This window comes from Streptomyces sp. PSU-S4-23, assembly GCF_055632315.1.
In genome coordinates this window covers 7683878-7708979 of the sequence record NZ_JBVMUU010000002.1, presented here as the reverse complement: position 1 = coordinate 7708979, position 25102 = coordinate 7683878, and the positions used below count along the sequence as shown (strand labels likewise).

General features: G+C 69.9%; 21 protein-coding genes and 3 pseudogenes. 12 read left to right on the top strand and 12 right to left on the bottom strand.

From position 1 onward, the window contains the following. The first annotated feature begins 61 nt into the window (after positions 1 to 61). The 3 genes from ACZ79I_RS34895 (at position 62) to ACZ79I_RS34885 (ending at position 2617) form a co-directional block, all read left to right on the top strand. On the top strand, positions 62 to 1582 hold the full coding sequence (locus ACZ79I_RS34895) for an MFS transporter (protein ID WP_471502974.1): 1521 nt from the start codon (positions 62 to 64) through the stop codon (positions 1580 to 1582). 104 nt (positions 1583 to 1686) lie between these two features. Beyond that, positions 1687 to 2046, top strand: a complete 360-nt coding sequence (locus ACZ79I_RS34890) for a cupin domain-containing protein (protein ID WP_471502972.1) — start codon at positions 1687 to 1689, stop codon at positions 2044 to 2046. A gap of 133 nt (positions 2047 to 2179) precedes the next feature. Further along, complete coding sequence (locus ACZ79I_RS34885) at positions 2180 to 2617, top strand: hypothetical protein (RefSeq protein WP_471502970.1); 438 nt, start codon at positions 2180 to 2182, stop codon at positions 2615 to 2617. Positions 2618 to 2624: 7 nt separating this feature from the next. Here ACZ79I_RS34885 and ACZ79I_RS34880 read toward each other — a convergent pair whose 3' ends face one another. Further along, positions 2625 to 5240 carry a LamG-like jellyroll fold domain-containing protein gene (locus ACZ79I_RS34880; protein ID WP_471502968.1) on the bottom strand — a complete coding sequence of 872 codons (2616 nt, stop codon included), beginning with the start codon at positions 5238 to 5240 and terminating at the stop codon, positions 2625 to 2627. A 186-nt stretch (positions 5241 to 5426) separates the two neighbouring features. On the opposite strand from ACZ79I_RS34880, the gene ACZ79I_RS34875 reads away from it, so the two are divergent. Continuing rightward, on the top strand, positions 5427 to 5582 hold the full coding sequence (locus ACZ79I_RS34875; RefSeq protein WP_471505398.1) for an NPCBM/NEW2 domain-containing protein: 156 nt from the start codon (positions 5427 to 5429) through the stop codon (positions 5580 to 5582). A 276-nt stretch (positions 5583 to 5858) separates the two neighbouring features. On the opposite strand, the gene ACZ79I_RS34870 is transcribed toward ACZ79I_RS34875, so the two are convergent. Both ACZ79I_RS34870 and ACZ79I_RS34865 read right to left on the bottom strand, forming a co-directional pair. Then, the gene (locus ACZ79I_RS34870) at positions 5859 to 6956 is read right to left on the bottom strand and encodes a vWA domain-containing protein (RefSeq protein ID WP_471502966.1); all 1098 of its coding nucleotides are present in this window, start codon (positions 6954 to 6956) and stop codon (positions 5859 to 5861) included. Positions 6957 to 7287: 331 nt separating this feature from the next. Continuing rightward, the gene (locus ACZ79I_RS34865; RefSeq protein ID WP_471502964.1) at positions 7288 to 8490 is read right to left on the bottom strand and encodes a glycoside hydrolase family 18 protein; all 1203 of its coding nucleotides are present in this window, start codon (positions 8488 to 8490) and stop codon (positions 7288 to 7290) included. 772 nt (positions 8491 to 9262) lie between these two features. Between ACZ79I_RS34865 and ACZ79I_RS34860 the strand changes: the two are divergent. The 3 genes and pseudogenes from ACZ79I_RS34860 to ACZ79I_RS34850 form a co-directional block, all read left to right on the top strand. After that, positions 9263 to 9364: pseudogene (locus ACZ79I_RS34860) on the top strand (hypothetical protein); the annotation flags it as partial. Between the two features lie 133 nt (positions 9365 to 9497). Next, positions 9498 to 9911 (top strand): annotated as a pseudogene (locus ACZ79I_RS34855) (phenylalanine 4-monooxygenase); the annotation flags it as partial. Positions 9912 to 9984: 73 nt separating this feature from the next. After that, positions 9985 to 10647, top strand: a complete 663-nt coding sequence (locus ACZ79I_RS34850) for a class I SAM-dependent methyltransferase (RefSeq protein ID WP_471502962.1) — start codon at positions 9985 to 9987, stop codon at positions 10645 to 10647. A gap of 339 nt (positions 10648 to 10986) precedes the next feature. Here ACZ79I_RS34850 and ACZ79I_RS34845 read toward each other — a convergent pair. Further along, positions 10987 to 12085, bottom strand: a pseudogene (locus ACZ79I_RS34845) (integrase core domain-containing protein). Positions 12086 to 12399: 314 nt separating this feature from the next. Between ACZ79I_RS34845 and ACZ79I_RS34840 the strand changes: the two are divergent. Together ACZ79I_RS34840 and ACZ79I_RS34835 are read left to right on the top strand one after the other, a co-directional pair. Next, the gene (locus tag ACZ79I_RS34840) at positions 12400 to 13080 is read left to right on the top strand and encodes a hypothetical protein (protein ID WP_471502960.1); all 681 of its coding nucleotides are present in this window, start codon (positions 12400 to 12402) and stop codon (positions 13078 to 13080) included. A 415-nt stretch (positions 13081 to 13495) separates the two neighbouring features. After that, positions 13496 to 13807 (top strand): hypothetical protein, encoded by a 312-nt coding sequence (locus ACZ79I_RS34835; protein WP_471502958.1) that lies wholly within the window; start codon positions 13496 to 13498, stop codon positions 13805 to 13807. Positions 13808 to 13918: 111 nt separating this feature from the next. Here the strand turns inward: ACZ79I_RS34835 and ACZ79I_RS34830 are convergent, their stop codons facing one another. After that, on the bottom strand, positions 13919 to 14734 hold the full coding sequence (locus ACZ79I_RS34830; RefSeq protein ID WP_471502956.1) for a hypothetical protein: 816 nt from the start codon (positions 14732 to 14734) through the stop codon (positions 13919 to 13921). A gap of 431 nt (positions 14735 to 15165) precedes the next feature. On the opposite strand from ACZ79I_RS34830, the gene ACZ79I_RS34825 reads away from it, so the two are divergent. Then, on the top strand, positions 15166 to 15603 hold the full coding sequence (locus tag ACZ79I_RS34825; protein ID WP_471505397.1) for a glutaredoxin domain-containing protein: 438 nt from the start codon (positions 15166 to 15168) through the stop codon (positions 15601 to 15603). Positions 15604 to 15816: 213 nt separating this feature from the next. Here ACZ79I_RS34825 and ACZ79I_RS34820 read toward each other — a convergent pair whose 3' ends face one another. Together ACZ79I_RS34820 and ACZ79I_RS34815 are read right to left on the bottom strand one after the other, a co-directional pair. Beyond that, a complete protein-coding gene (locus ACZ79I_RS34820; protein ID WP_471502954.1) occupies positions 15817 to 16164 on the bottom strand; it encodes a proton-conducting transporter transmembrane domain-containing protein in 348 nt (115 codons plus the stop codon). Positions 16165 to 16463: 299 nt separating this feature from the next. Further along, positions 16464 to 17246, bottom strand: coding sequence for a tetratricopeptide repeat protein (locus ACZ79I_RS34815; protein WP_471502952.1), 783 nt, complete (start codon positions 17244 to 17246; stop codon positions 16464 to 16466). 211 nt (positions 17247 to 17457) lie between these two features. Here ACZ79I_RS34815 and ACZ79I_RS34810 point away from each other — a divergent pair, with 211 nt between their 5' ends. Then, positions 17458 to 18108 carry a dihydrofolate reductase family protein gene (locus ACZ79I_RS34810; RefSeq protein WP_471502950.1) on the top strand — a complete coding sequence of 217 codons (651 nt, stop codon included), beginning with the start codon at positions 17458 to 17460 and terminating at the stop codon, positions 18106 to 18108. A gap of 360 nt (positions 18109 to 18468) precedes the next feature. Here the strand turns inward: ACZ79I_RS34810 and ACZ79I_RS34805 are convergent, their stop codons facing one another. Genes ACZ79I_RS34805 through ACZ79I_RS34785 form a run of 5 tightly spaced genes read right to left on the bottom strand, consistent with a single transcriptional unit; the run spans position 18469 to position 24267 of the window. Next, positions 18469 to 19287 (bottom strand): alpha/beta fold hydrolase, encoded by an 819-nt coding sequence (locus ACZ79I_RS34805; protein ID WP_471502948.1) that lies wholly within the window; start codon positions 19285 to 19287, stop codon positions 18469 to 18471. Positions 19288 to 19318: 31 nt separating this feature from the next. Then, positions 19319 to 21073 (bottom strand): AMP-binding protein, encoded by a 1755-nt coding sequence (locus ACZ79I_RS34800; RefSeq protein WP_471502946.1) that lies wholly within the window; start codon positions 21071 to 21073, stop codon positions 19319 to 19321. Beyond that, positions 21070 to 21954 carry an amidohydrolase family protein gene (locus ACZ79I_RS34795; protein WP_471502944.1) on the bottom strand — a complete coding sequence of 295 codons (885 nt, stop codon included), beginning with the start codon at positions 21952 to 21954 and terminating at the stop codon, positions 21070 to 21072. Before ACZ79I_RS34795 ends, ACZ79I_RS34800 begins: the two co-directional genes overlap by 4 nt. Beyond that, complete coding sequence (locus ACZ79I_RS34790; protein WP_471502942.1) at positions 21947 to 23233, bottom strand: MFS transporter; 1287 nt, start codon at positions 23231 to 23233, stop codon at positions 21947 to 21949. The genes ACZ79I_RS34795 and ACZ79I_RS34790 overlap by 8 nt, the downstream gene beginning before the upstream one ends. Continuing rightward, positions 23230 to 24267 (bottom strand): phosphotriesterase family protein, encoded by a 1038-nt coding sequence (locus tag ACZ79I_RS34785; protein WP_471502940.1) that lies wholly within the window; start codon positions 24265 to 24267, stop codon positions 23230 to 23232. Before ACZ79I_RS34785 ends, ACZ79I_RS34790 begins: the two co-directional genes overlap by 4 nt. A 181-nt stretch (positions 24268 to 24448) precedes the next feature. Here ACZ79I_RS34785 and ACZ79I_RS34780 point away from each other — a divergent pair, with 181 nt between their 5' ends. Further along, positions 24449 to 25081 carry a TetR/AcrR family transcriptional regulator gene (locus ACZ79I_RS34780; protein WP_471502938.1) on the top strand — a complete coding sequence of 211 codons (633 nt, stop codon included), beginning with the start codon at positions 24449 to 24451 and terminating at the stop codon, positions 25079 to 25081. The last annotated feature ends 21 nt before the right edge of the window (positions 25082 to 25102 follow it).

Sequence of the window (25102 nt, the reverse complement as noted above, 5' to 3'; positions counted from 1 at the left end):
AGGGCCGACTCCCTTGCTTGCCGACCCGCGACCGACCGTCGCTGAGTCTCCTGGCCGAGCCGTGCGCCAGGGTGCCGTTCTGGCGATCACCTGTCTCGCCCTGGCGACCGTGGTCGCCGCGATGGCATCGCTCAATGTGGCGCTGCCCGACATCGCACGCCATACCCATGCGGACCAGACCCAGCAGTCCTGGATCATCGACGCCTACAGTCTGGTGTTCGCCTCCCTGCTCCTGCCGGCCGGGGCGCTCGGGGACCGGTTCGGCCGGCGCCGGGCGCTCGTCGTCGGCCTGGTCGTCTACGGGGCCGGATCCGCCCTGGCCGCCCTGACCAGCGACCCGAACATGCTGATCGCGCTGCGCGCGGTGCTGGGTGCGGGCGCCGCCCTGATCATGCCGGCCACCCTGTCGACGATCACCAGCAGTTTCCCGCGCGCCCAGCGGGCCCGGGCGGTCAGCATCTGGGCGGCGGTCGCCGGTGCCAGCGGGGTACTGGGCCTGCTGGCCTCCGGGCTGCTCCTGGAGTGGTGGTCCTGGCCGTCGGTGTTCTGGTTCAACGTGGTCCTCGCCTCGGTCGCGCTCGTCGGCACGGCGGTCTTCGTGCCGGAGTCGGCCGAAGCCCACCCGGCACCACTGGATGTGACCGGAGCGTTGCTGGCGGCGGCCGGCATCGCCGGGCTGGTCTATGCGGTGATCGAGGCCCCCGTGAACGGCTGGAGCGACCCCGTCACCCTCGGCGGCATCGCGCTCGGCCTGCTCGTCCTCGCCGGGTTCGTCGCTTACGAGCTGCGCCGCCGGCATCCGCTGCTCGATCCGCGGATCTTCCGCAACCGCCGTTTCGCTGCCGGCTCGCTGTCCATCACGCTGCAGTTCTTCGCCCTGTTCGGCTTCATGTTCGTGGTGATGCAGTACCTGCAGCTCGTCCGCGGGGACAGCGCGCTCACCGCCGCCCTCAGCCTTCTCGCGATGCCCATCGGCATGATCCCCGCTTCTCGGCTCAGCCCGCTGCTGACCACACGCCTGGGCGTCCGCGGCCCCTGGGTCGCCGGGCTGCTCATGCTCGCCGCCGGCCTGGCCGTCCTGGCCCATCTGGACGGCACCAGCCCGTACGGGCAGATCGCCGCCGGCCTGATCCCGCTCGGCGCCGGGCTGGGCCTGGCGATGCCCCCGGCCACCACCGCCATCACCGACGCCCTGCCCAAGGAGCTGCAGAACGTGGGATCCGCCGTCAACGACCTGGCGCGGGAACTCGGCGGAGCGCTGGGCATCGCGGTCCTCGGCAGCATCCTGACCGCTGTCTACCGCGACAACCTGCACATGACCGGAGTCCCGTCCCGAGTCGCCGAGGCGGCCCATTCCTCACTGGCGGGCGCCGCCGCGGCGGGCGGCCCGGTCCTGCGGCAGGCTCAGGACGCGTTCGTCACCGGGCTGCACGCCGCCCTGTTCGGCGGCGCGATCACCGCCGGAGTCACGGCCGTCGCGGTGGCCGTTCTGCTCGGCCGTCGCCGCACCCCCGCCGACAGGACGGCTCGACGCGCCCCTGCCGATCCGATGACGCACAGTGGGCGGGAGAGGACGCCGTGAGGGATGGCCGCCCGCCCGGCACCGGCACCAGCACCAGCACATACCACCGCACACCGCCCAAGATTCCGGGGCAGCCTAGTGCTGCGACATCAGAGGGAGCTCGCATGACCACCTCAGCCCACAGCCCTGCGGACGAGGCCGCGGACGTCGTGGCACTGGACGTCCTCGCAGAGCAGCTGCTGATCGAGGCCGCGGCGTCGCCCGCGGGCCGGGCAGCCCGGACGGTGGCCGCCCTGCCCGGTCTGCGGACCACCCTGATAGCCCTCAACGCCGGACAGGAACTCGCGGAACACCAGGCACCCGGCGCCGCTCTGCTCACCTGCCTGGCGGGCCGGGTACGGCTGGCCACCACCGAACGGGAATGGTCCCTGCAACGGCACACCCTCGTCCCCATCCCCCCCGAGCGCCACCGGCTCGTCGCGGACGCCCCAGCCGTGGTGATGCTCACCGTGCGGCTCGACTGAGCCACGAGAAGGCCCCACCCCCCGAGGGGTCCCTCCCGCCTCGTCCCGGTCCGCACAGTCCACGTCACCGCTTGCAGCGGGCCATCGTCCGGGCAACCCGTCCGAGCGCGTACCAGTCCTGAAAGAAAGGCATATGGCCACCACACGATCCCCTGCCCGCGCACGCGCAAAGCGCCCCGCCGCCGGGCGCGTACAACCGCTCGACAACGGATTCGTACGGCGCCACCGGAAATCGTTGACCGTCCTCGGTGCGAGCCTTGCAGCGGCGTTGTTCTTCTTCGCCGGCGTGGGAGTCGCGGCGATGGTGATCACGCAGCAGTTGAAGTCCAACATCGGCAAGCTCGCCGCCGGCTTCCCCGGCGGCACCCAGCCGCCGGGTGGAGCCGGTGGCACGCCCTTCGGCCCTCCGAGTTCCGCAGGAGCCGGCGAGGACCTCCAGGGCTGGGCAAAGGAACAGGGCCTGCCCGACGGCCTGCCCGACCAGATCCTCGGCGCGCTCCACCAGCAGTACCCCGACGGCGTGCCGGGGGAGGTGAAGGACAAGCTCAGCCAGCAGTTCGGAAGCCAGTAGGGTGCGATCAGGTCAGGACGAGCTCCAGCACGGTGACCGAGAGCGGCGGCACGGTGCTGGTGAAGGACGCCGCCACGCCGGTGACGGTGCTCGTCCTGGGCACCAACGTGTCGGGTTCCGCGAGCGTGTTGGTGGTGGTGCGTGAGGGGCCGGTCAGGACCGTCGCGGTGGCCTGCTTCCCGACCCCCTTGGCCAGCCCCTTCAGTTCGACCGGCACGCTCGTCTTCTCCGTCCCGCAGTTGACGACCGCGAGACAGAGGCGGTCCCCGGAGCGGGTGGCCACGGCGGCGAGGCCGGGCAGCGCACGGGCGGTGGCCGGCAGTACCGTGTCGCCGAGCCTGCTCGTCAGCATGTGCTGTGCCCAGTAGCTGGGCGACACATAGCTGGTGAGGTTGTCGTAGGCGATCAGGTTGGTGGCCCAGACGTTGTTCTTGACGTGTGAGAAGAGCGGCGCGTAGCACTCCATGAGGACCTGGTCCGAGTTGCGGATCAGCCCGGCCAGCCAAGCGGCGTCGCCGAGCGCCGCGTTGAGGTCGGGTGTGGGCCGGCCCTCCTGCGCGGCCCACTCTCCGACGAACACCTTCGTCGAACTGCGGTCCCGGTTGTCGTACTTGTGGGTGGACGCCTGGGCGGCGGACGGCGCGAGGTAGTAGTGCTCGTCGATCAGGTCCGGCGTACGGCTCGTCACGGACGTCGTGGCGATCAGCTTCAGATGCGGGTACTTCGCCTTGATCGCGTCGTGGAAGGCCGTGAACCGCTCGTCGTACGACCCCGAGGAGTCGAACCAGTCCTCGTTGCCGATCTCCACGAACTCCAGCGGGAAGGGCTCCGGATGTCCGTCGGCGGCACGTCGTGCGCCCCAGATGCTGGTGACGGGACCGGTGACGTACTCGATCTCGTCGAGTGCGTCCTGGACGAACGGCTTGAGCGCGTCACCGGTGACGTGTTCACCCTTGAGCGAGTAGCCGGCGTAGACGGCGAGGACCGGCTGCGCGTGCATGTCCTCGACCCATTCCAGGTATTCGAGGAGTCCGAGTCCGTCCGTGGACCAGTAGCCCCAGGCGTCGTCCATGTGGCCGGGGCGCTCCCAGACCGGACCGATGGTGTTCTTCCAGTCGAAACGTGTCGCGATGGTGTTGCCCTCGACGAAGTTCCCGCCGGGGAAGCGCAGGAACTTCGGCTTCAGGGCGACCAGTCTGTCCATCAGGTCGATGCGCAGACCGTTGGCCCGGTTGTTGTAGGTGGGCGGGAAGAGGGACACATGCTGGAGCCACAGGGTCTCCCCCGCGGCGGCGGGGTCGGCCGTGGTGACGGTCAGCCGTGCGTCGCCGACCACGGGGGTGCGCGAACCGGTGCGCAGGGTCAGCTCGAACGGGCGGCCGGGGAAGGCGGTACGGATGTGGGGCACACGGGCCGACGCGTACACCGTCGCGCCGTCCGCCGACTCGATGGCCACCGTCAGCGGGCCGATGCGTCGCGACGCCTTGGTGAACAGCCGGGCGGTGTAGGCGGTTGCGGGCCGCACCGGTATGCCCCAGAAGCCGTCGTTGGCGACGCCGGCCCGGTTTCCGGCCCCCACGCCGCTCGGCAGCACGACCTTGAGGGAACGGTCGAGCGCGGCGTTGAGCGGAGTGGTGGTGTCGAGTGCGAGCGTCGTTCCACCGACGGCGGACCAGTGGACGGGCGTGGTGTCACCGGCCATCATGGAGCGGTTCTGCACCAGCTCGGCGTAGATGCCGCCCTCGCCGGAGTGGTTGATGTCCTCGAACATCAAACCGGGCAGGACGGGGGACACGGCATGCGCCGGGTTGCCGACGTCCACGCTCAGCAGCGGCGTCGTTGTCTCCACGGGGACCCCGGCCAGCGCCGCGACCTGGTCGGGGGTGAGGACGGACGGGAACATCCGTATGTCGTCGATCAGGCCGTGCCACTGGTCGACGTGCCCACCGCCGTAGAGCGCACGGCCGATGGCGGTGGCGCCGCTGCCGGCCCAGCCTGCGGTGTAGGCGGTCTCCCCCTCCAGCACGCCGTTGACGTAGAGGCGAATGACGCCGGCGGCCGGGTCGCTGACGCCGACCAGATGGGTCCAGGTGTTGGTGGTGGGCGCCGAAGCGGCGGCCGCCACCGCGGCACTCTGGGTGGCGTCCGAGTCGAGCCGGGCGAAGGCCAAGGTGCCGGTGTCGTCGCGCAGCCCCAGGTAGAAGGAGCTGACGACCTTGCCGTCGATGCTGACGGCGGTCTGATAGCCGCCGAGTTGAGCGAGGTTGACCCAGGCGCCCACCGAGAACCCCTCGGAGGTGTCGAGGGCCGGCCCGGACGCCACGGCGTTGCCGCCTGCCGTGAGGCTCAGGCTGTGGGTGCCGGTCTTGCCGGTGTCCCAGCCGGCCGCGCCCTGGAGCGTCGCGGTGCGCCCGTTGCCGGAGGAGTCGGCGGCCAAGGTGCCGGAGCCTTCGTCGAAGGTCCAGTGGGCGGCTGCGGCGGGGAGGTCCGCGGCAACGGTGCTTGCGTTTGGGCCGGTGGGTCCGGCGGCCGCGGCGGGAGCGGCGGCGAAGGTCCCCGCGAGGGAGGCGGCGCCGAGGACGGAGAGGACGGTTCTGCGGGGCACTCCGGCTTCTGAAGGCATGCGGCTCATTCCTTTGTGACGGACTGTTGCGTTGCGTACGGCCGGAGCAGGGCAGCTCACCGAAGCCGCCAACCGACCTTGTTCGACATTCCGTACAGCGATCGGTACTTCGAGCAGCAGGGATCCTAAGGTGTCGGCGACGCCTGCCAATACCCCCCGGAGGGCAATGCTTCGCCACGCCTCGTTCTGCCGTTCCTGTCAGCCGGCGACGGATGGGACCCGGTCGAGCGCGACCAGAGCATCGGCGGCACCGCGCCGAACGACGGCACTCCGCACGACCTCGGCGGTACCGCCTACGCCAAGGGCCTGGGCACCAACTCGCCCGGCGACGTCATGGTCTAACGCGCCGGACGGTGCAGCAGGTTCACCGCCATCCCCGTCCTCAACGGCACGCGACGCCCCTCACCATCGACGTGCCCGTCACCGGCGGGCAGGTCCTCGACCTGTCCGGGGGGACGGCGGCGACGGCAACGGCGACGGCAACGACCACGGCGACTGGGCGACTCCTCGCTGAGCTGCGGATGACCTCGCAGTGAAGTGGTCCGCCGGGGCAGCGGCGTCCGCGGCCGGCCTCCGCCCCCCGGCCGTGATCGGCGGGTGCTGAACGGGAACTCCCGGCTACAGCAGAACCAGCAGCTTCGTTCCCGGGACCAGCTTCCTGTTGACCGACGTCGACTGGACGAACACGGTGTATGCCGCGTTGCTCCCCGGCGTCACCGTCACCTCCGTCTCCGGCAGGCCCAGGAGCTGCCGCGCAGCGGGGCCCGTGAACACCTTTCCGGTCATCCGGCCGGTGGCGGGGTCCTTCTCCGCCACGGCGATCTTCTTGTTGGCCTGGATCTTCTCGCGCTTGGACAGTTCGTAGAAGGCGCAGCCGGTCTTGTACTGGTGCCCTGCGCTGGTGACGAAATCACGGATGGACGTCTGCTGGTCCACAGGGATCAGCACATACTTGCCGATGTCGAGGGCCTGGAGGCTGGACTTCACCTCGGCCGAGCTCAGCTCCTGCCCCATCGCGAAGAGGTTCCTGGTTCCGCGCACCCCCTGCTCGCGGTCCCGCAGAAACCTGGTGGCGGCCGTCTTGACGGTGCCGATCGCCTCTTCGACGCCCTGTGCCGAGTCCGCGTCCCAGATGGAGATGTTGCCCGTCGGGAAGCCGTACTGCTGAGCGGTGCGCTTGGCCAGGGAGTTCGGCACCATGATGGCCGAGGTCCAGTGATCCGGCAGGCTGTTCATCTTGTCGGTGATCCTGCCTCGCCACTCGTCCAGGACGGCGCGGCCACCGGGAAGGGTGTCGTGGCGCGCGCCCGTCGTGTCGGCTCCTGAGGCATTCTCCTCGCCGTCGGTGACGACGACCTGGAGGAAGCTGTGCTCGCCGTACTCCTCCCATATGTGGCCGAGGTCGTCGAGCGCCTTCAGCGATGCCTGGATCAACGCGGTCGCGCGGTTCTCGACCGTGTACAGGCCGCGCATGGACGGAAGGTGCTTGACGTCCATGTCCCACACCAGGTTCTCGACCAGATGGTCGAAGGCATAGAGGCTGATCCGGGTCTCATGGCCGAGCCTGTCGGACTCCTCCGCCAGCCCCTTCACGAACTCGTCCACCACACGGATGAGTTGCTCCGAGTGCCCCCTCATCGAGCCGGACTTGTCGATGACGAGAGCGACATGGTTCACAAAATGCTTCTTGAGCCGGTCCTTCGCCGTTGCGCCCATCGCGCCAACCCCCTTCTGATCGTTCCCCGTGGGACCGCGGCAGCGCCCTGCGGAGACGCGGCTTCCCGGCCAGGGCCCGTCCGGGATCGCGAAACCCGGCATGGGCTCTGGCCCGTCCAGATGATGGCTTCACCTTACGGAGCGGCACTGACATTGATATTGCCGGGCAGGTTCCGGCTGTTGAGGGCGCCGGTTCGGTGGATCCCGGTGGGGGACGAATCCCCGGGGCGAGTTGACGACCAACGATACGGTCGTTGCGCAGGGGCCGCTCCACTTGTCGAACCTCACCTGATCATGGATGCGGCAATCGACAATCACATTCCCTCTACGATCAGCCGTTGCGTGGACGCACCCAGCCCTCGCGGTACGCCGCCCAGTCCGCCGGCGTCGCGGCGAAGTCCACATAGAGGGCGACGCCGAAGTGGGTGCGGTCCGCGTCCGTGCGGGAGAGGCCCAGTCGGGCACCACGGACAGCGGCAGTGACCGTCTCGGCGGACGCGTGATGGCCGATGTCGTCCTCGTGGTAGAAGGGCAGGCCGATCAGCAGGTCCGTCGAGGGCGGGGTGACTTCGAGAGCCAGGGAGGTCTGCTGGGCGACATAGCCTCCGTACAGGCTCTGGAGCGGCATTGCCGTGTCGTACGACATCACCGCGATCTGGTCGACCCGGCGCGCGACCTGACCGAAATACCGCTGAGACCACCACTTGGGGTGTCCGGTGAGACCCGCCAAGGAGTGGAGTGCGGGGAGAGGGTCGATCTGCGGGGCGGCCACCGAGAGGGGGACGTGGCGGGCCCTGGTGACGCGGCGCAAGGCGTCGAGGAGGGTGAGGTAGTCGCGGTCGCCTGAGTGCAGGGGCTCCAGGTCGAAATGGGCGCCGTCGAACCCGGCCGCCAGGACCTGGCGGGCGGAACCGACCACCGCGGCCCGTGTCACCTGCCGTTCCAGTCGCAGGCCGACGGGTCCCTCGCTCGCGAGCTTGTCGCCGAGCCAGGCATGGACGCGTACGCCGGGTAGCTCGCGGTGTACGGCGTTGATCAGCCAACGCGCATTCCTGTAAGCCAACTTGGGCAGCCTGCCGTCGTGTTCCAGCGGGCCTGCGTGCACGTACAGGTCGCGGATTCCGGTGCCGCGCAGGCGGCGCGCGAGCGCATCGAGGTCCGTGTTGCGCTTACGTCCGTCGACCCAGGCGTGGCCGAGCCACAGAGCGTCCCGATTCCGGGTGTACGTCCCCGGCGCCGGGTCACCCGCGTAGTTCAGCCGGAAGGCGGCCGCGGCGGCGAGGACGGACACGAGGAGGGCGAGGAGCAGACCGAGGGCGACCCGCCGGACCCAGCTCAGCCAGGCGCGACGGGACCGACCCTTACCGCGGGGTCGCCCGGCCGACTCTCTCCCGACACCGGTCTCGCCCTCGGTCTCCGGCGCCCCTGGCTCCCACGGCAACCGCGACTCCGCCGAGTCGGCATCGCACTCCGTTTCTGCCCGCTCGGAGCCGGACTCGCCCGTAAGCGCCTGCCGCATCCGCTCCGTGTCCATCCCTGTATCCCCCCACACCTCACGGCCACGTCGGCTACCGGGCAATCAGCAGCTCCCCGGCACTGGCGCCACCCTGCCGGAGCAGCGCGGTCGCGTGCACGATGAACGGGACCAGCCTGTCACAGGCGCACGGTGCCGTATCGAGGTGCCCTTCGGCCAGGAAGCGCCTGCCGGTCCGCGAAGCTGCCTCGATCAAGTTCGGCGACGGCGGACTCGCCACGATCGCCGGCCACCGCGCCCTCACCGCGGCCGAACGGTCGGGCTGCCCGGTCATCATGGCGTCGGCCTGCCGACATCTGGCCGACGCCATGACCGCCGACGGGCAGGCCCGCGCCACCGCTGACTTCTCCGTGGCGGCCGCCGCCCGCCTCGAACCCGCCCTCAAGGCGCGGGGCGCCGACGGTTTGAGCGTGCTGGGCATGCTGTACCTCAAGGCCTCGATGGCGCGGGCCGTGGCAGCCGAACGCGACGACCGCCGGGCCGCCCACGACGCCCGCGTGGTCCCCGAGCTCTTGGACCAGGCGGACGAGCACGCGGCCGAGCTCGGCGACGCCGGCAACGGGAACGCCCTGTTCACCGCGTTCTCGGGCACCAACGCCAAGCGGTACCGGGTCGCCGCGCACGTGCAGCTGTCGGAGGGCGCGGACGCCGTGGCCGTCGCGCTGGAGATCACCGACGACGCCCGCGCCGCCCTCCCCCGCGAGCGGCGCGCCCACCACCTCGCCGACCTTGCCTGCGCGTACGCGCAGTCCGGACGGCGGGAGAAGGGGCGGTGGACACGCTCCTGGACGCAGAGGACCGCTGGTGGCCCGAAATCGAAGCGTTCATCGACACCGGGTACAGCAACGCCAGGAGCGAGGGAGTCAACCGCGTGATCAAGCTCGTCGCCCGCAACGCGTTCAGGTTCCGCACCACCGACAATCAGAGGCTACGGACACGCTGTGTCACCACCCGCCGAGCCCGGGGACACCTCTGCACCGCTCAGCTTTGCAGACCCGGATTCCCCGATGCAGTACCTGCGGTCGCCGAGGGCGCCGTTCCACTCGCCGGAGCCGGACCTCATCCACGAACTCGTCGGCCACGCGGTGATGCTCGCCGACCGTCTTCGGGACCTGTACCGGGCCTTCGGCCAGGCCACCCTGCGGGCGAGCACCGACGAAGCCGTGAAGGCGGTGTGCAGTCTCTTCTGGTTCACGATCGAGACAGGGGTGGTACGGGAGGACGGCGAGCTGCGCGCCTACGGCGCGGCGATCCTGTCCTCTGTGGCTGAGCTGGAATCCTTCCGCCATGTCGAGCTCCGGGGCTTCTCCATGGCCGATGTGATCAACCAGGAGTACAGCGCCAAGCAGTGCCAACCGGTGCTCTTCGTCGCCGACTCCGTGGCGCAGTTGACGGGTGATGTCCGGGGCTTCCTGGACACCGTCCGGCGGTTCCCGTCCGTCGGCCGCCCGCATCGGCCCGCCGCTTCAACTCTCGAGAACGAGGTGTACAACCATGAGGATCCATCTGGATGTGACCGAGGCCGTACGGGACTACGTCACGGCCCACTCCCTGCGGGAACCGGAACTCCTGCAAGACCTGCGCGAGTTCACCGCGGCCATGCCGGAGCGCAACATGCAGATCTCGCCGGAGCAGGGCCAGTTCCTGCGGACCCTGCTGCGCGCGACGGGTGCCCGAAAGACCCTCGAGGTCGGCGTCTTCACCGGCTACAGCCTGCTGAGCACGGCGCTCGCGCTGCCGGCCGACGGCACCGTCACAGCCTGTGACATCAACGAGGAGTGGACGAAGATCGCGCTCGACTACTGTGAGCGAGGCGGGGTCGCCGGCAAGGTGGACCTCCGGGTCGGTGACGCCCGGGCCACCCTCGCCGCCCTCGTGGCCGAGGAGGGCGCCGCCGGGTCGTACGACTTCGCTTTCATCGATGCCGACAAGCCCGGCTATGAGCAGTACTACGAGTGCGCCCTGACACTGCTGCGGCAGGGTGGTCTGCTCGTAGCGGACAACGTCCTGTGGGACGGGGACGTGGCCGACGCATCCGTGCAGGACGAGAGCACCCGGGCGCTGCGCGCCTTCAACTCCAAGCTGTACGCGGACGACCGGGTGGACCTCAGCATGATCCCCTACGCCGACGGAATGACCTTCGCCGTCAAGCGCTGACCGGGCGGACGCCGTCCTCCGTGGTGGCGTCCCGGCCCGCCGTGCGCGGCCTGTCCAATTGCGGCAGACCGCGGGCGGTGGCCCGGGCGGCGCCGCGGGAGACGGCCAGCAGGTCCCAGTCAGCCCCCGGTCCGGCAGCAGCAACGGATCCCCGAGAACGGCGCCGCCGTACACCTCGGACATCAGCGCCCGCCCCATGATCCGGGCCGCGCACATGACCCCGACGACGCCGCTGCCGTAGCGGGTGCTCTGGCCGACGACGTGCAGGCTCCGGACACTGGTCGCTGTACCGAGGCCGTGCCCCTGTGCATGCGCCTGCCGAAACCTCATCCGTCGAGGTCAGGCGGCATGTTGGTACTCGTGGAGGATGCCGCCGAGTCGTTCGCGTCGTCGTATGTCGAGGTGGGTGATCTGCTCCGGATCGGTGATCGGCTTTGGCAACGGGGGGTGCGGGCGGGCGTTGGCGATGCCCTGATGCGGCCGGTGGGAGTTGTAGTCTCTTCGAACTTCCGTAGTGCATGGAGAAGGTGCCGCTGGTTCCAGATCAAGGTGCGGTCCGGCAGTTCGCGTCGGCAGGTTTGTACCCGGCGTTCCGTGATCGAGTTCATGCGCGGCATCCGCACGCCGCTGAGCATCACCTCGATCCCCCCGCATCGTTGAAGATGGTGTCGAACAGGGCGGGGAACTTCCCGTCGCGGTCCCGGATCAGGAACCTGGCCCGGCAGCCGGCGTCTTCGAGGTCCATGACGAGGTTCTTCGCGGCCTGCGTCACCCACGTGGCGGTGGGGTGCGCGGTGGCACCGAGTATCCGAATCCGGCGGCTGGCGTGCTCGATCACCGCGAACACATACATACGTGCCCCGGACAGGGTGACCGTTTCCAGGACGTCGCATGCCGGCAGGGCGTCGGCCTGGGAGTGCAGGAAGTCCGCCCAGGTGCTGGAGGCCCGCTCGGGCGCCGGGTCGATCTCGGCCTCCTTCAGGATCTCCCAGACAGTGGAGGCCGCGACCTGGATCCTGAGAACGAGGAGTTCGCCATGGATGCGGCGATAGCCCCAGCTGGGATTCTCCCGGGCGAATCGGAGGGCCAGGGCGCGGATGGAGTGCACGGTCCGCGGTCTTCCCGGGCGCTTGGGCCGTGAGGCGGCAGCGTGGCGGCGTGCGACCAGATCGCGGTGCCGGCGCAGCACCGTGTCCGGCCGCACCAACAGCCGCACCCGGCGCAGCGCCTCCACCGGAAGCCGGTTCAGCAACGCCGCCAGGAACGCCCGATCGCTCGTTGTGAACCGCACCTTTTCCTCGCCGAGTTGGCGCCGCAGGACCGTGATCTGGTGACGCAGGGCGAGGATCTCGGCGTCCTTGTCCTGGTCGCTCATCGGCAACAGACGCAGCAGGGCGAACGCGTTCGTCACGGTGAGGTAGGCCAGTCGCAGCAGCACGACGGACCATCATGCCGGGGCAGTCACCAGCCGTACGAGACGCCCCATTCCGAGCACCCGAGTCCCCGACCCCGCGCACCCCCGCCAGGGCTACCACCAGGCCGGATGAGATTTTCGGCAGGGGCACCGCTACTCCGGAGCAGAGCCGCACCGTCGCGGGTTACCGGACTCGAACCGGCTCAGACCTTGCGGTCACAATCTCGAAAATTGAAGCGGATTTCACCAAGATCCATCAGCTGCCCCTCCGCGAAGCGGTCAAGGTCTGGGCCTATGACGAACTCCCGCGACGACGCGGCCGGAACGTCGCCGGCCCCATGCAGAACATGATCCGCGGGATGGAACAGCTCTCGGAGAGCCTGCGGCTGCAGCGTGAGGACGAAGGACGTCAGCTGAGGCTCCTGAGTCGTACGGACATGGTCAGCTTCTGGGGCCGGGGCGCGTTCCTCGCCGAGACTGGCGTCTTCGGAGCTCACCACCGTGTCAACGTGATCCGCTATGTCCGCAAGATCGTGAACCGGATTCGTGTCATGGGCCTCACCGGCCCGGGAGAAGTGCTGGAGGGGCTGCCGGCCGACTTCGCGCTGTCTGTGGAGGATCCGGACGGCACGCTCGTCATGGTCTACGACAACTCCAAGAACTACCGGCTGGGCCGTCGTCTGCCGATCGCGCAGGCGACTGCCTCCGTGATCACGGCGCAGCGGGAACGGGTACGTGAGCGGTTCCCCGACACCCCGACCAGCAAGCTCAAACTGCTGCCGAGTCCGGTGGCCAACCCCGCGGGGACGAAGCCGATCGGCTCGATCGGCGAGGCTCACCGAGCGCGGGTCGATGACTTGCCCGACATCATGATGCCGGTCGTGGTGCTGGTCGACGGGCAGCTCGTGACGAAGATGCTGCCGTTCGACAAGTCCAGTTCTTCCCCTACGCCTACCGGCATTCCTTCGCGCAGCGTCACGCGGACAGCGACATCGCCCCGGATGTGCTCATGGATTTGATGGATCATCGTGAACTCTCCACAACTCAGGCGTACTACCGCGTCAGCCAGGAACGACGACGCGAGGCCGTCGACCGGGTCACTGCCCTGCAGTTCGACCGTCGCGGCAACCGGGTCTGGCGCAAAGCACAGGGGATGCTGGACTCCGAACACGTGCGACCTGTCGGAAGAGGAACGTGCACAGATCGAGGAAGCCGTCGCCGTGGTCCGCCGCGGCCGTGTGGTGATGCTGGGCATGCCCCGTGTGGGGCAGCCGCTTCCTGATGTCAGGCCCTGGAGGCTGCCGTGATCCCCGCCATGCGTGAGGGCCGTCAAGCGGGCACTGAGCGCCGCCGCCAGCAGATTGCCACAGCGGTGAAAAACGCCGCGAAGAATGGCACCTGATCAGCGTCTCGGCCATCGCCCGGTAAGCCGCAGTGGACCGCAGCTTCCTCTACCGTCACCGCGACCTGCTCGAAATCGTCCACGCCGCAGAACTCGAACCGGCAGCCCAGGACCTGGCCGGCGGCTCACCGGTGAGCCGGGCCTCGCTCCAGGCCGACCTCGCCAACGCCCAGGCTCGCAACACCCGCTTGGCCGCCCGCATTCAGCAGTTGGAGAAGCGACTGTCGCAGGCGCTGGGTGCTCAGGCATGGCAGGAGTCCGGGCTCGGAGCCCCAGCGGAAGATCACGAGGCTGGAGCAGCAAAGTGTGGAACTGACCTCCGCGTTGGAGGAGGCCCGATCTGATCTCGATGCCGCGAGGGAGGCGAACCGGAACTTGACCAGAGCTCCGAACCAACGCGGCTGAGTTCGCAGACGAGGCGATCCGGTCCCCATGGCGGCCGGATCGCGTCGGTGTCAGCGGATTCGGCCGCCTTTCGTGACGAGCCATTCGCCGGTTTCCCAGTCGGACGGACCGTTTTCGATCCGGTAGCACAGGTCGAATCGGATATCCAGGCCTGGCCAGGGACTGAGGACTGGTACGACGCGGAAGATCTCCTCAAGTTCCGGGAACGTCATCCCTTCGGGCTCAGGAAACATCTGCTCCAGGTCCGCGCGGGTCAGGTCGGTCCAGAGGGCGAACTGCCACTGCGTCTGCGTCAGCCACTGGTCGTAAACCAGCTCGAACCTAGGCTCGCGGCCGACGACGAAGTCACGGATGTCGTCAATGAGCTCATCCGATGCCGACGGAAGGACGAACGGCCAGTCCTCACCGGTGGGATAGCGGTACATGGTGGACGCCGAGGCGAGCACAGTGGTGAGGTCGCTCCATTGCTCGGGTGAAGTGGCACAGGCGGGCACGTTCACGCCCGTGTGATCGACGCGCTTGACGTGCCCGGCAATGCGGCGGGTCAGTTCTGCCATCTCGATCCGGGCCGGCAGGACCCGCGTCTCGTGCGAGTCAGTGCCACCCCACCCACCGATGGAGTGGCCTGTGTCGAGGACGATCTCAGGCGCACGCACGCTGGCCAGCTCGAATATCGTCACGGGACGGGCATCGGCGGGCTGCGGCGGGGTGAGGGTCAGGCGGTCACCCACCCCGTCGGCCGTGCTCGCATCCCCGGTGAAATCGGCGTATGCCACCTCGGCGAACAGCGAGCGCAGCTCGTCGAGGAACCTACGCGATTCGGGTGCGCCGGGCAGAAGGAACGTGATCTCGGACAGGCGATCCATGCGCCCGACCGTAGTCGAATTCGTGTGAATCCCAGGGGCGATCAACCAGCCTTGCCCGGCGGAGATGAGCGCTGCTGATACTCAGCGACTCTCACGACAAGTAGCGCCACACATGTTGCACACGATACTGTCGTTCACACCGGCGCTGAGCTGCACAAAGTTGTCTCCACTCGCCTCGCGCCACACGGTTGCCCCCAGAGAAGACGCCGCTGGCGCTTCTTGACGATCTGCGGCTCGCAGGTACCCGCCACAGGCGCTCCCCTGCCTCAGCGCCTTTCTCCGGGGAGACCCCTTGCCACCTGCCACGGACTGCACGCGGGCAGTGACGGCGCGCCGGCAGGCGAACGGGACAGGTGCGGGGACCCTTGACGATCGGGAGCGGCGCGGCCCGGTTCGAGGAGCATGTCGGCTCGTCGGTAGCCTTCGTCCTCGTGATGCGCGTTTGGATCCTGCCGATGCTGCTGGTGCTCTACGGCTCGGTGCTCGCGGCTGGGCTGGTCTTCCTCGGAACCCCCGTCGCAGCCGCGGCAGTCCTGCTGCTGTTCGTGCTGCTCGCGGGCGTGAACTCGCCTCTGGTCTTCCCGAGGTCGATCGGTGCGCTGGAGGCACAACGCCGCAGCGCGGCCGACGGCCGGCCGGTCGTCTTCTGGCGGCCGGGCTGCACCTATTGCCTCCGGCTTCGCATCCGGCTGGGTCGTAGTGCCCGCCAGGCGCATTGGGTCGACATCCGGCGTGACCCGGCCGGGGCGGCGGCGGTGAGGGCGGCCAACGACGGCAATGAGACGGTGCCGACCGTCGTCGTGGCGGGCCGGCCGCACACCAACCCCGATCCTGGGTGGGTGCGCGAACAGCTCTCCCGCTCCGCGTGATCGGCGGCGGTGCCCTGCCGGACGCAGCGGAGCGCCCCGGGATCGGCCCGGGGCGCCGGTACGCGGCAGCCGCTTCCCGTACCGCCGTGACGCCCTTCATGCCGGGCGTCGGACAGAACCATCCTCGCGCGTCGGGCGGCAGCGACGGCAGGATCCACCCGCCGGGTCAGAGTCTCGTAAGAACCCGAGAGCCGTTGGACGATTCGTGGTCCCTCACGGCAGCAGGTTTCCCGTTCCGAAGGGGAGCACCGTTCCGCCGGCGAGACCGAGGGCGAGGGACACGGTTCCGGCGGTGTAGGCGGTGGCGACTGCCCAGAAGTGGGCGGGTACCTCACCGGCTTTGAACAGCAGCCCGGTCAGGACGGCCACCAGTCCGACGGCCACGAGCCCGTACGGCGCGGCCTGAAGGGAGGCCTGCCGTTCCCGGTAGAGGGTGGCGTGGCCGGCGCCGTGGAGAAGGGCGGTGCCGGCGAGCATGGTGACCCCGAGCAGGGCGCCCATCAGGCAGTACTTCAGGGCGGCTTCGGTGCCGGGCGCGTCCTTGGCGAAGGCGGCGAGCACGGGCGTCGCCGCGCTGGGCCTCGCCGGTGCCTACGGTCCGGCCTGGGCGGCGCGCCCATGGAGGATCATGCAGGTGGCGGCAGCCGGACCCGCATGGCGCTGGGCGTTCCCCTATGGATCCGGTGTATCCGGCCGCCTTCCCGCCCGCGTCATCGATGACCCGTAGACGCGGGAAGCCGCTGTCCGGCCGCGGACCGGCTTTCAGTCACGCGGCCAGGATGCCGACGCCGGCCGTGGATGTCAGGCCGCCGGCCGTGGATGTCAGGCCGCCGGCCGTGGACGTGTTCACCCCGTAGCGGTCATGCGCCATCGATTCGGTCGAGCAGTTCGCGGGCCTCGACGGTGCGGCGGTGGTCCGGGCCGAAGGCGGCCAGGCAGGCGCCGTGGGCGGCAGCGGCGCGGATACGGGCCTCGCTGCGGCGGCCCAGGCCCAGGAGGGCGGTGGCCACGGCCAGCTCCACGGCGCCCGTCTCGGGGTGGTGGTCCTCCTCGGGCAGGCTGCGTCGCAACTCGTCGGCGCGCTCCGCCTCGGCGAGAGCCTCCTCGTGGCGGGCCTGGCCGTCGAGGCTGCGGGCCAGTCCGAGCCGCAGGACCATGATGTGCCGGCCCGCCGCGGGCTTGGCGGCGAGGACCTCGCGGGCATGCGCCTCGGCCTCCGGGTGGCGGCCCTGCCCGTTGAGAGCCTGGATCAGTCCGTTCCGGGCGGCCGCCGCTATGTCCCGCATCACCGACCCTCTACGGCGGGCCACGGCCCGGGTGATGGCCGCGCACTCCGCCTCGCATTCGGCGTGCCGGGAGAGCGCGGTCAGCGTCCGGGCGCGGTTCGAGCGCAGCGCCAGGGTCTGCGGATGTGCCGCGCCGAAGATCCTTCCGAAGACCGGCAGCAGTTCGTCGTACATGGCGAGGGCCTCGGCGTGGCGGCCTTGGTCATACGCCGCCATCGCGGCGATGCTCAGAGCCAGCGGTGCCTGCTCGCGCGGCCAGGCCCGGGCCGAAGCCACGGCGCGGGCCTCGGCTTCCGCCTCCGCATAGCACCCGGCTTGGTACAGGGCCAGAACCTGCTCCAAGGTGCGTCTCGGCATCTGCCTGTCGTCATTTCGGCCGCGAGACCGGAACAGCTCCACGACTGAAGGATACGGAGGCGCGCGGCGCGACGCACTGGACCGTCGTGCCGGGCACGCCTTGGGAAAAAGGGCTACGGACCGCTGTCGATCCGGCCAGGGCCCGTTCGACGTCCTGTTGTGGAGCGCATCGCCATACCCGGGATGCGACAGGACCTGGTGGAGGAGACACGTGGATCAGCTGCTGAGAGTCATGAACTTCAACGTCTCACGTGACGGAATCGGTGCCGGTGAGCACCAGAGCCTCGAAAGTCCCTTCGGCTATGCCCATCCCGAGAGGCTGTTCGCCTGGGCCGGCGCCACGGCGAGCTGGCCCATGCGCACCGACCCCGGAGGGAGCCGCGGCCTCGACGACTACTTCACGCGGGACTTCGCACGCAACATCGGCGCCGAGATCATGGGCCGCAACAAGTTCGGCCCCCAGCGTGGGCCCTGGCAGGACCAGGACTGGCGCGGCTGGTGGGGTGACGAGCCCCCGTTTCACACCCCGGTGTTCGTCATGACCCACCACAAGCGTCCCCCGATCACGCTCTCCGACACCACGTTCCACTTCGTCGACGGCGACCCGATCACGGTCCTCGAACAGGCGCGGGAGGCGGCGCAGGGCAAGGACGTCCGACTCGGCGGCGGGGTCACCACCATCCGGCAGTTCCTCGATGCCGACCTCGTCGACACCATGCATGTGGCGGTCTCGCAGGTGGAACTCGGTTCTGGGATCCGGCTTTGGCAGTCACCCGATGAGTTGCTTGATCGGTTCCATCTCGAGGTCGTACCCAGCACGAGCGGCGTTGCGCACCACCTGTTCTGGCGGAGGTCGGGCTGAAAGTCCGGGCCGAGGAAGAGAACCGGGCGCCGGCCCGCCAGACAGTGGTCGGCGTCGGGCCGACTGGTGAGTGCCTGCCAACGCCGGGCTTTCCGTCTTGACCGCCTTCGCCAGTCGGCCCTTCACTTCCTGTCCGGCCTGCTGAGGACTCGACGCCGTGAGCCCGGCACACGGTGGCGGCGTCTCCCGGCAGACCGGCAGGACCTCCTGGCCCAGCCGCCAAGTCCTCAGTGCGGCTATGGCCCGCTCACCGAGAGGGCGTGGATCTTCGCGTGAGAGACATTGACAGCCTGCCGGCCTCGGGAACGACCGAGAGGCCCGGCATCCGGTGGAGCGGCAGCGGCACCGGTGGTCTCTCGGTCAGGAGGCGGCCGCCGCCTCGCACTCCAGCAGGAAGTCGCGGATCACGGTGCCGAACTCCTCCGGCGTCTCGGCGTTGGGCTGGTGCCCTACGCCGGGGAACACATGCATGCGCGCGCCCTTGATGCCGGAGACGATGGCCTCGGACTCCGACGGCGGGTTGGCCGCGTCCTGCTCGCCGACCAGGGCGAGCGTCGGGCAGGCCACGTGGGGCAGCATGTGCCGGATGTCGACCCGCCGGAAGATCGGGGACGCCGCACGCTGAATGGCCGACCCGTCATTGTCGACGAAGGCGCGGCGCTGGGCCTCCACCTGCGCACCGCGTGCCGGGTCCGTGAGGAAACGGGGCGCGTACAGCACCGGCGCCACCCGCGGCCAGGCGTCAGCGGCGTCGCGTACGTAGTCCTCCATCATGGCGTCGTAGCGGGAGACCTTCTCGAACGGCTCCGCGTGGGCGGACGCGCCGCTGGTCACCAGCGAGCGCACCCGCTGCGGCCACCGGGAGGCGACCCGGATGCCGATCACACCTCCCACCGACGAACCGACCCAGTGGGCCGGTCCGAGCCCCAGCGCGTCCTGCACGGCCAGCGCGTCCGCACACAGGCCGTCCACATCGTGGCCTCCCAGCGCCCGGGGGCTGCGGCCCATGCTGCGCGAGTCGATCGTGACACAGTGGAAGTGCGGGGTCAGCAAGGGGAGTTGTGCCGCATACATGTCCCCGCTGAAGAACAGGCCGTGCAGCAGCAGCACCGGCGGAAGCGAAGGGTCGCCGAACCGCTCGACCCACAGTCGGGTGTCGTTGACGTCGATCAGCGTCATGAAGGTAGTTCCTTGTCTGGGCGCGGCCGGCTCAGCCGGCGGACGGAAGGGGTTGCGACGGACCGGAGGAGCCCGGCACCGGCAGCGGGGGAACCCGCTCCAGCCACACCTGCTCGACCGCGTCGTAGCAACGGCCGAGTGCGCCCTCCGGCTCGTTGCGCAACTCGGCCTTGGCGATCTTGTCCGAGGGGGTGAGCGGCAGACCGGACCGGAACTCCCAGTAACGGGGCACCTTGAACTCGGCCAGCCGGGTCCGCGCATGCCCGACAAGTTCGGCGGCCTCGACCGAGGCGTCCTCCAGCGGAACCACGTACGCCTTGATCTCCTCACCGCGGACGTCGTCGGCCACCGGCACGCATGCGCACAGCCGTACCAGCGGATGGCTCTGCACGGCCTGCTCGACCTGCGCGGCCGAGACGTTCTCGCCGCTGCGCCGGATGATGTCCTTCTCCCGGCCGGCGAAGTAGACGAATCCGTCGGCGTCCATCGAGGCGAGGTCGCCGGTGACGTACCAGCCGTTGCCGATCGTGCCGGCCGTCGAGGAGTCGAGGTAGCCATCGCTCGTCCCGACACCCCGGATCACCAGGCGCCCGACCGTGCCCCGCGGTACCGGCCGGCCGGCCTCGTCCACCACCCGGATCTCGCGGTTGGGCATCGGCCGGCCGAGAGCGCCGGAGGCGCGGGCACGGTCGTGGTCCTCGGCCTCGACCAGGATGTCCAGGCCGGTCTCCGTGCTGCCGTACAGTTCGTGCCACGGCGCGCCGTACCGCTCCTCCAGTTCGGCGTGCCGGCCGTCCGGGATGGCCGAACAGGCGATGTAGCGGACCTTGGAGACGTTCTCACCGGGCACCCTGGGCGTGCGCAGCAGCATCGACGGCATCACGCCGAGGCAGTAGAAGAAGGTGGCCCCGTGCCGCTGCACCGACCGCCAGAAGGTCCCGGACCGGAAGCGCTCCAGCACGACCAGCCGTGCCCCGGTGAGCAGGCAGGCGGCCAGGTTCCACTGCGGGTCCATGTAGTAGAAGGGCTGGGCGGTCAGCAGGACGTCGTCGTGCCCCAGCCTCGGTCCGTGCCGGCGCACCGTCTCGGCCAGGGTCAGCCAGTACCGGTGTGACAGCAGGCAGCCCTTGGACAGCCCGGTGCTGCCGGAGGTGAACTGGACATTCGCGAGTGACTCCGGGCGCGGCGGCTCGACCGGCCCCTCCTGCTGTCCGGTGCCGGGCAGCAGGATGTCGATCTGCTGCCTCAGGTCGGCGAGTCCGGCGGCGGCGGTGTGGAACAGACGGCACGGGGCAGCGCCGTCCAGCGCCTCGTCGAGCACGTCGGCGAACTCCTCGTCCGCCAGCACCAGGGCCGGCCGCGCCACCTGGACGATCGATGCCAGGTCGGCTGCGGCGAGACGCACGTTGAGCGGGACCATGGCGGCTCCCGCGCGCAGGATGGCGAGCCAACTCACCGGGAACTCCAGGTCGTTGCGGAACATGACCGCCACGCGGTCGCCCGGGCCCACGCCCCGGGCGCGCAGCCCTGCGGCCAGCCGGTCGACCAGTGCGTCGAGTTCGCCGAAGGTGGCCGACTGCCCGCGCCGCTCGCACAGCAGCGCGGGCCGGGTTCCCCACTTGCGCGCGGCCCTGGCCAGCGCTTCGGGGACAGTCGTCTGGGTGTTGGTCATGTGGGTCTCAGTGGTTTCGGTCTCGGTGGTCTCGGTCTCGGTGGTCTCGGTCGTCTCGGTCTCAGTCGTCTCGGTCTCAGCCGTGCGGACCTCGGTGGTGCGGGTCTCGTTCACGGACGGCGAAGCCCCGGCTCGCCGAACAGCTTCCGGGCGTTGGCCGACAGCAGGGACTCCAGTGTCTCCGGCCGCAGGCCGGCCTCGCGCCACTCGGACACCGCGCGTTCGTGGGAGAAGATGGGCCAGTCGGTGGCGAACAGGACCTGCTCCCGCAGCACGTTGTTGAGGTAACCGGCGAGGGTGTCCCATCCGGTGCCCGGCTTCATCACGTACTTCGGTGCCATACCGCCCAGTTCCAGGTAGACGGTGGGATGGCGGCGGGCGACCGCGCAGTACTCGGTGACCCACGGCCAGCCCCCGTGGCAGGCGATGATCCGCAGATCGGGGAAGTCGCAGGCGACCTGGTCGAGGAACTCCGGCCGCTCGTGGCCCATCGGGTACACCCGCGAGTAGTTGATCCCGGTGTGCAGCGCGACGATCAGGCCGAGTTCCTCGGCCCTGGCGTACGCGGGGTAGAGCCGCCGATCGTGGATGTCCATGCCGGAGAAGGCCGGCTGGATGTTCACCCCGACCAGTCCGAGATCGGCGCAGTCCTGCACCTCGCGCGCACCGGAACCGCCGGCCGGAGGCGGCATCGTGATCGTACCGAATCCGGACAGGGTGGCCGGGTGCTCCGATACCAGTTCCGCCGTCGCGGCGTTGAGGGCGGCGGCATCCTCGCCGCCCTCGTACTCGGCGTGCACCACGGCCTGTCCGACGCCCTGTTCACGCATCCCCGCCAGCAGCGCGGGCACCGTGCCGGCCCCGAGCTTGGCGGACATTCCGAGCACCTGGTCGTACCGCTGCCGGCGCAGCGCCGCGGGCGGCGCTGCCGTGGGCGACCGGCGGTCGATGGGCAGGCGGACTCGTGCGTCCAGGACGATGGGCAGATCAGGCATGAATGTCGGCTTTCTGGGTCTCGGGAATGAAGAGTGCGGTGAGGAGGACGAGGCAGGCGACGCCGGCGATGTAGTAGCCCGGAGCGGTGGGGCTTCCGCTCGCCTGCACCAGGACGCTGGCCACCAGCGGTGCCGTGCCGCCGAGCAGCGTGCCGAGGTTGTAGCCGATGGCGGCGCCGCTCACCCGCGTGCGGGTGGGGAAGAGTTCGAGCACCATGGCGAAGCTGCCGCCACCGAAGACGGCGACGCTCAGGGCGAGCAGCAGCGGGCCGGCGACCGCGCCGGCCACCGAGCCGCTGCCCGCCAGCAGGAAGGCGGGGACGCTGGTGACCGCGAGCAGTGCGGCGCCCGCGCGGACCACCGGCCGGCGCCCGTACCGGTCGGCCAGCAGGCCGAACAGTGGGATGGACAGCGCGAACACGACCAGTCCCACCCCGTTCGCCGTCAGTGCCGCGGTCCGGGACAGGTGGGCGTTGACCTGGAGGTAGGTCGGGAAGTAGCCCGTCATGTAGTAGAAGCCGAGGTTGCTCATCGCGGCCAGGGCGAAGGCGATGAGGATGGACTTCGCGTTGCCGAGCACGGCCTCCCGCACCGGCGCCGGACTCAGCGCGTCCGCCTGCCTGGCCCGCTCGTACTCCGGGCTCTCGTCGGTGCGCAGCCGGATGTAGAGGCCGATGAGACTCAGTGGCAGCGCGATCAGGAACGGCAGTCGCCAGCCCCAGGAGGAGAACGCCGCGGAGGACATCACCCCGGTCAGCCCGAGCACGACGAGCAGTCCGGCGACGGCGGAGACCGCTGAGGTGGCCACCACGCTGGAGATCCACGTCGAGCGCCGGTTCGCCGGTGCGTGTTCCATGGCGAAGGACGTGGCGCTGATGACCTCGCCGCCGGCCGACAGCCCCTGCAGCAGCCGCAGCGCGACGAGCAGGACCGGTGCCATCACGCCGATCTCGGCGTAGGTCGGCAGGACGCCGATCAGCGCGGTCGCCACGCCGATCAGGGTGAGGACCAGGGCGAGCACCCGGCGCCGTCCGTGGCGGTCGCCGATCGGACCGAACACGATGCCGCCGAGCGGCCGGACCACGAACGCGACGCCGTACACGGCGAACGCCGAGATCACCGCGACGCCCGGTTCGCCGGCCGGGAACAGTCTGGCCGCGATGACCGGAACGGTGAGCGCGTAGACGGTGAAGTCGTAGAACTCGATGAAGGTGCCGACTCCGGCGCCGATCAGGGGTCTTCCCCCGGTTCTGGGGACCGGCGGGGCGAGAGTGGTCATGAGGGGATCTCCAATGCCGTGCGGGGGTTGCGTACGGTGAGGTCGGCGATGGTCTCCTCGTCGATCCCCTTGCGGCGCATCAGCGGGAGCACGTTGCGGATGAGGTGGCCGTAGCCCTCCCCGCCGTACGTCTGCAGGTGCGTCTTGCTGCAGATGTCCTGAGCGACCAGCAGACGGCGGCCGTGGCCGGCCTCGGCGAGGCGGATCAGGTGGTCGACGCGGGTGGCGTCGTTGGGCATGTCGATCTCGGCCAGGGGGTAGTAGCTCGACTCCTGGCCGAACAGGTCGAACTCGAGGTAGCAGCCGGTCTCCGCGAGGCGCAGCATCGACTCGTGGTCGAAGAGCGTCCGGTCGATATGACTCATGATCACGCGTGAGCAGTCGCCGCCGGCGTCTCGGACGATGCGCATCGCGTCCAGGGGGGCCTCGGCGTTGCGGCCGGGGTGCACCAGCAGCGCGGCACCGGTGGAACGCTGGGCGTCGGCGGCGGCCTGCAGCACCTTGCGCTCGGTCGGCGCGACCGGCCAGCTCAGCCCGATCTCGCCGATGACTCCGGCCCTGATGCGGCGCTCGCCGACGCCTTCGACGACGTCGCGGTGGATCTCCTCGGCCAGGTCCTGGCGGGAGCGCCCGACGGGTGACGCCGCGTCGTCCACGGGAGGGTAGTAGTCCTGGTGGTACCAGCCGCATCCCATGACGATGTGCACGCCGGTCCGCTCGGAGACCTCGACCAGCCCCTCCGGGCGCCGGCCTAGGCCGATGCTGGTGGCGTCCACCACCGCGCTCCCGCCCTGCGCCGCGTAGGCGGCGAATTCGGCGACGGCGACCTCGACGTCGTCCAGGACGAGGTCGTAGGCCGAGTGGTGGCGCCGGATCTCGTAGTGGTTGTCCAGCCGGATCTCCTCGTCGGAGGAGATGACCGTGCCCTGCTGGAAGCCCGAGCCGGCGAGATCGCACAGCACGTGCTCGTGGGGCTGGATGTGGCCGATCCGCTCGGCCGGTATGTCTCCTCGGACGGTGCGCAGCGTGCTCACGGCCACTCCGGGGCTCTTGGTGGACCACGCCACCGACTCTCAACTAATCATTTGATTAGTGAGCCGGAACATACCCCGGTGCGGTGGACGGGTCAATGGGTCGGCCTCCCGTGGCCGGGGTTCAGCGGTGGCTATAGTGATGCCCCGAAAGGGGGATCGCCGCGTGGGACGGGATCGCGGATTGACCAGCTTGGCGGGCATCCAGCAGGCCGCCGTCGGCGTGTTCGCCGACCGCGGGTACGCGGCCACCAGCATCCGCGACATCGCGGCGGCGGCAGGCGTCACCTCGGGTGCGCTCTATCTGCACGTGTCCAGCAAGATGGAACTCCTCGAGTCGGTGATGCACTGCGCGCTCGACGAGCTGTTGCGGATCGCCGCCGCGGCGACCTCGGGTGACCGCGGCCCGGCGCAGCGGCTGGAAGCCCTGGTCCGCGCCCACGTCGCGGTGCAGGCGACCAACCCCCGCACGGCCCAGGTGGTCGACGGCGAGCTGCGCCTGCTGCCCGAGGAGCACCGCCGGGCGATGGTGGAGAAGCGTGACGGCTACGAGCGCTTCTGGACCGCGGCGCTGGAGGACGGCGTGCGCGACGGCGTCTTCGACGTCGACGACGTGTCGGTCGCGCGCCTGGCGCTGGTCGAGATGTGCAACGGCGTCGCGCACTGGTACGTGCCCGGCGGCCCCTACGACCTGGAACGCATCCAGGAGATCTTCGTACGGCTGAGCTTCAACCTGGTGCGCTGCACCGCCCCCACCGCCCATGCCGCCGACCCTGAACTGCGGCCCCGGCTGCTGGCCTGCGAACCGGTGGCCTGAGCCGGGGCGATCGCCCGCCCT

Excerpts from the sequence above, each read along its gene's own strand:
- ACZ79I_RS34805 (WP_471502948.1), bottom strand. The coding sequence starts at position 19,287 with ATGACGCTGATCGACGTCAACGACACCCGACTGTGGGTCGAGCGGTTC.
- ACZ79I_RS34850 (WP_471502962.1), top strand. The coding sequence starts at position 9,985 with ATGAGGATCCATCTGGATGTGACCGAGGCCGTACGGGACTACGTCACG.
- ACZ79I_RS34795 (WP_471502944.1), bottom strand. The coding sequence starts at position 21,954 with ATGCCTGATCTGCCCATCGTCCTGGACGCACGAGTCCGCCTGCCCATC.
- ACZ79I_RS34880 (WP_471502968.1), bottom strand. The coding sequence starts at position 5,240 with ATGCCTTCAGAAGCCGGAGTGCCCCGCAGAACCGTCCTCTCCGTCCTC.
- ACZ79I_RS34885 (WP_471502970.1), top strand. The coding sequence starts at position 2,180 with ATGGCCACCACACGATCCCCTGCCCGCGCACGCGCAAAGCGCCCCGCC.
- ACZ79I_RS34815 (WP_471502952.1), bottom strand. The coding sequence starts at position 17,246 with ATGCCGAGACGCACCTTGGAGCAGGTTCTGGCCCTGTACCAAGCCGGG.
- ACZ79I_RS34890 (WP_471502972.1), top strand. The coding sequence starts at position 1,687 with ATGACCACCTCAGCCCACAGCCCTGCGGACGAGGCCGCGGACGTCGTG.
- ACZ79I_RS34830 (WP_471502956.1), bottom strand. The coding sequence starts at position 14,734 with ATGGATCGCCTGTCCGAGATCACGTTCCTTCTGCCCGGCGCACCCGAA.
- ACZ79I_RS34790 (WP_471502942.1), bottom strand. The coding sequence starts at position 23,233 with ATGACCACTCTCGCCCCGCCGGTCCCCAGAACCGGGGGAAGACCCCTG.
- ACZ79I_RS34870 (WP_471502966.1), bottom strand. The coding sequence starts at position 6,956 with ATGGGCGCAACGGCGAAGGACCGGCTCAAGAAGCATTTTGTGAACCAT.
- ACZ79I_RS34865 (WP_471502964.1), bottom strand. The coding sequence starts at position 8,490 with ATGGACACGGAGCGGATGCGGCAGGCGCTTACGGGCGAGTCCGGCTCC.
- ACZ79I_RS34840 (WP_471502960.1), top strand. The coding sequence starts at position 12,400 with ATGCAGAACATGATCCGCGGGATGGAACAGCTCTCGGAGAGCCTGCGG.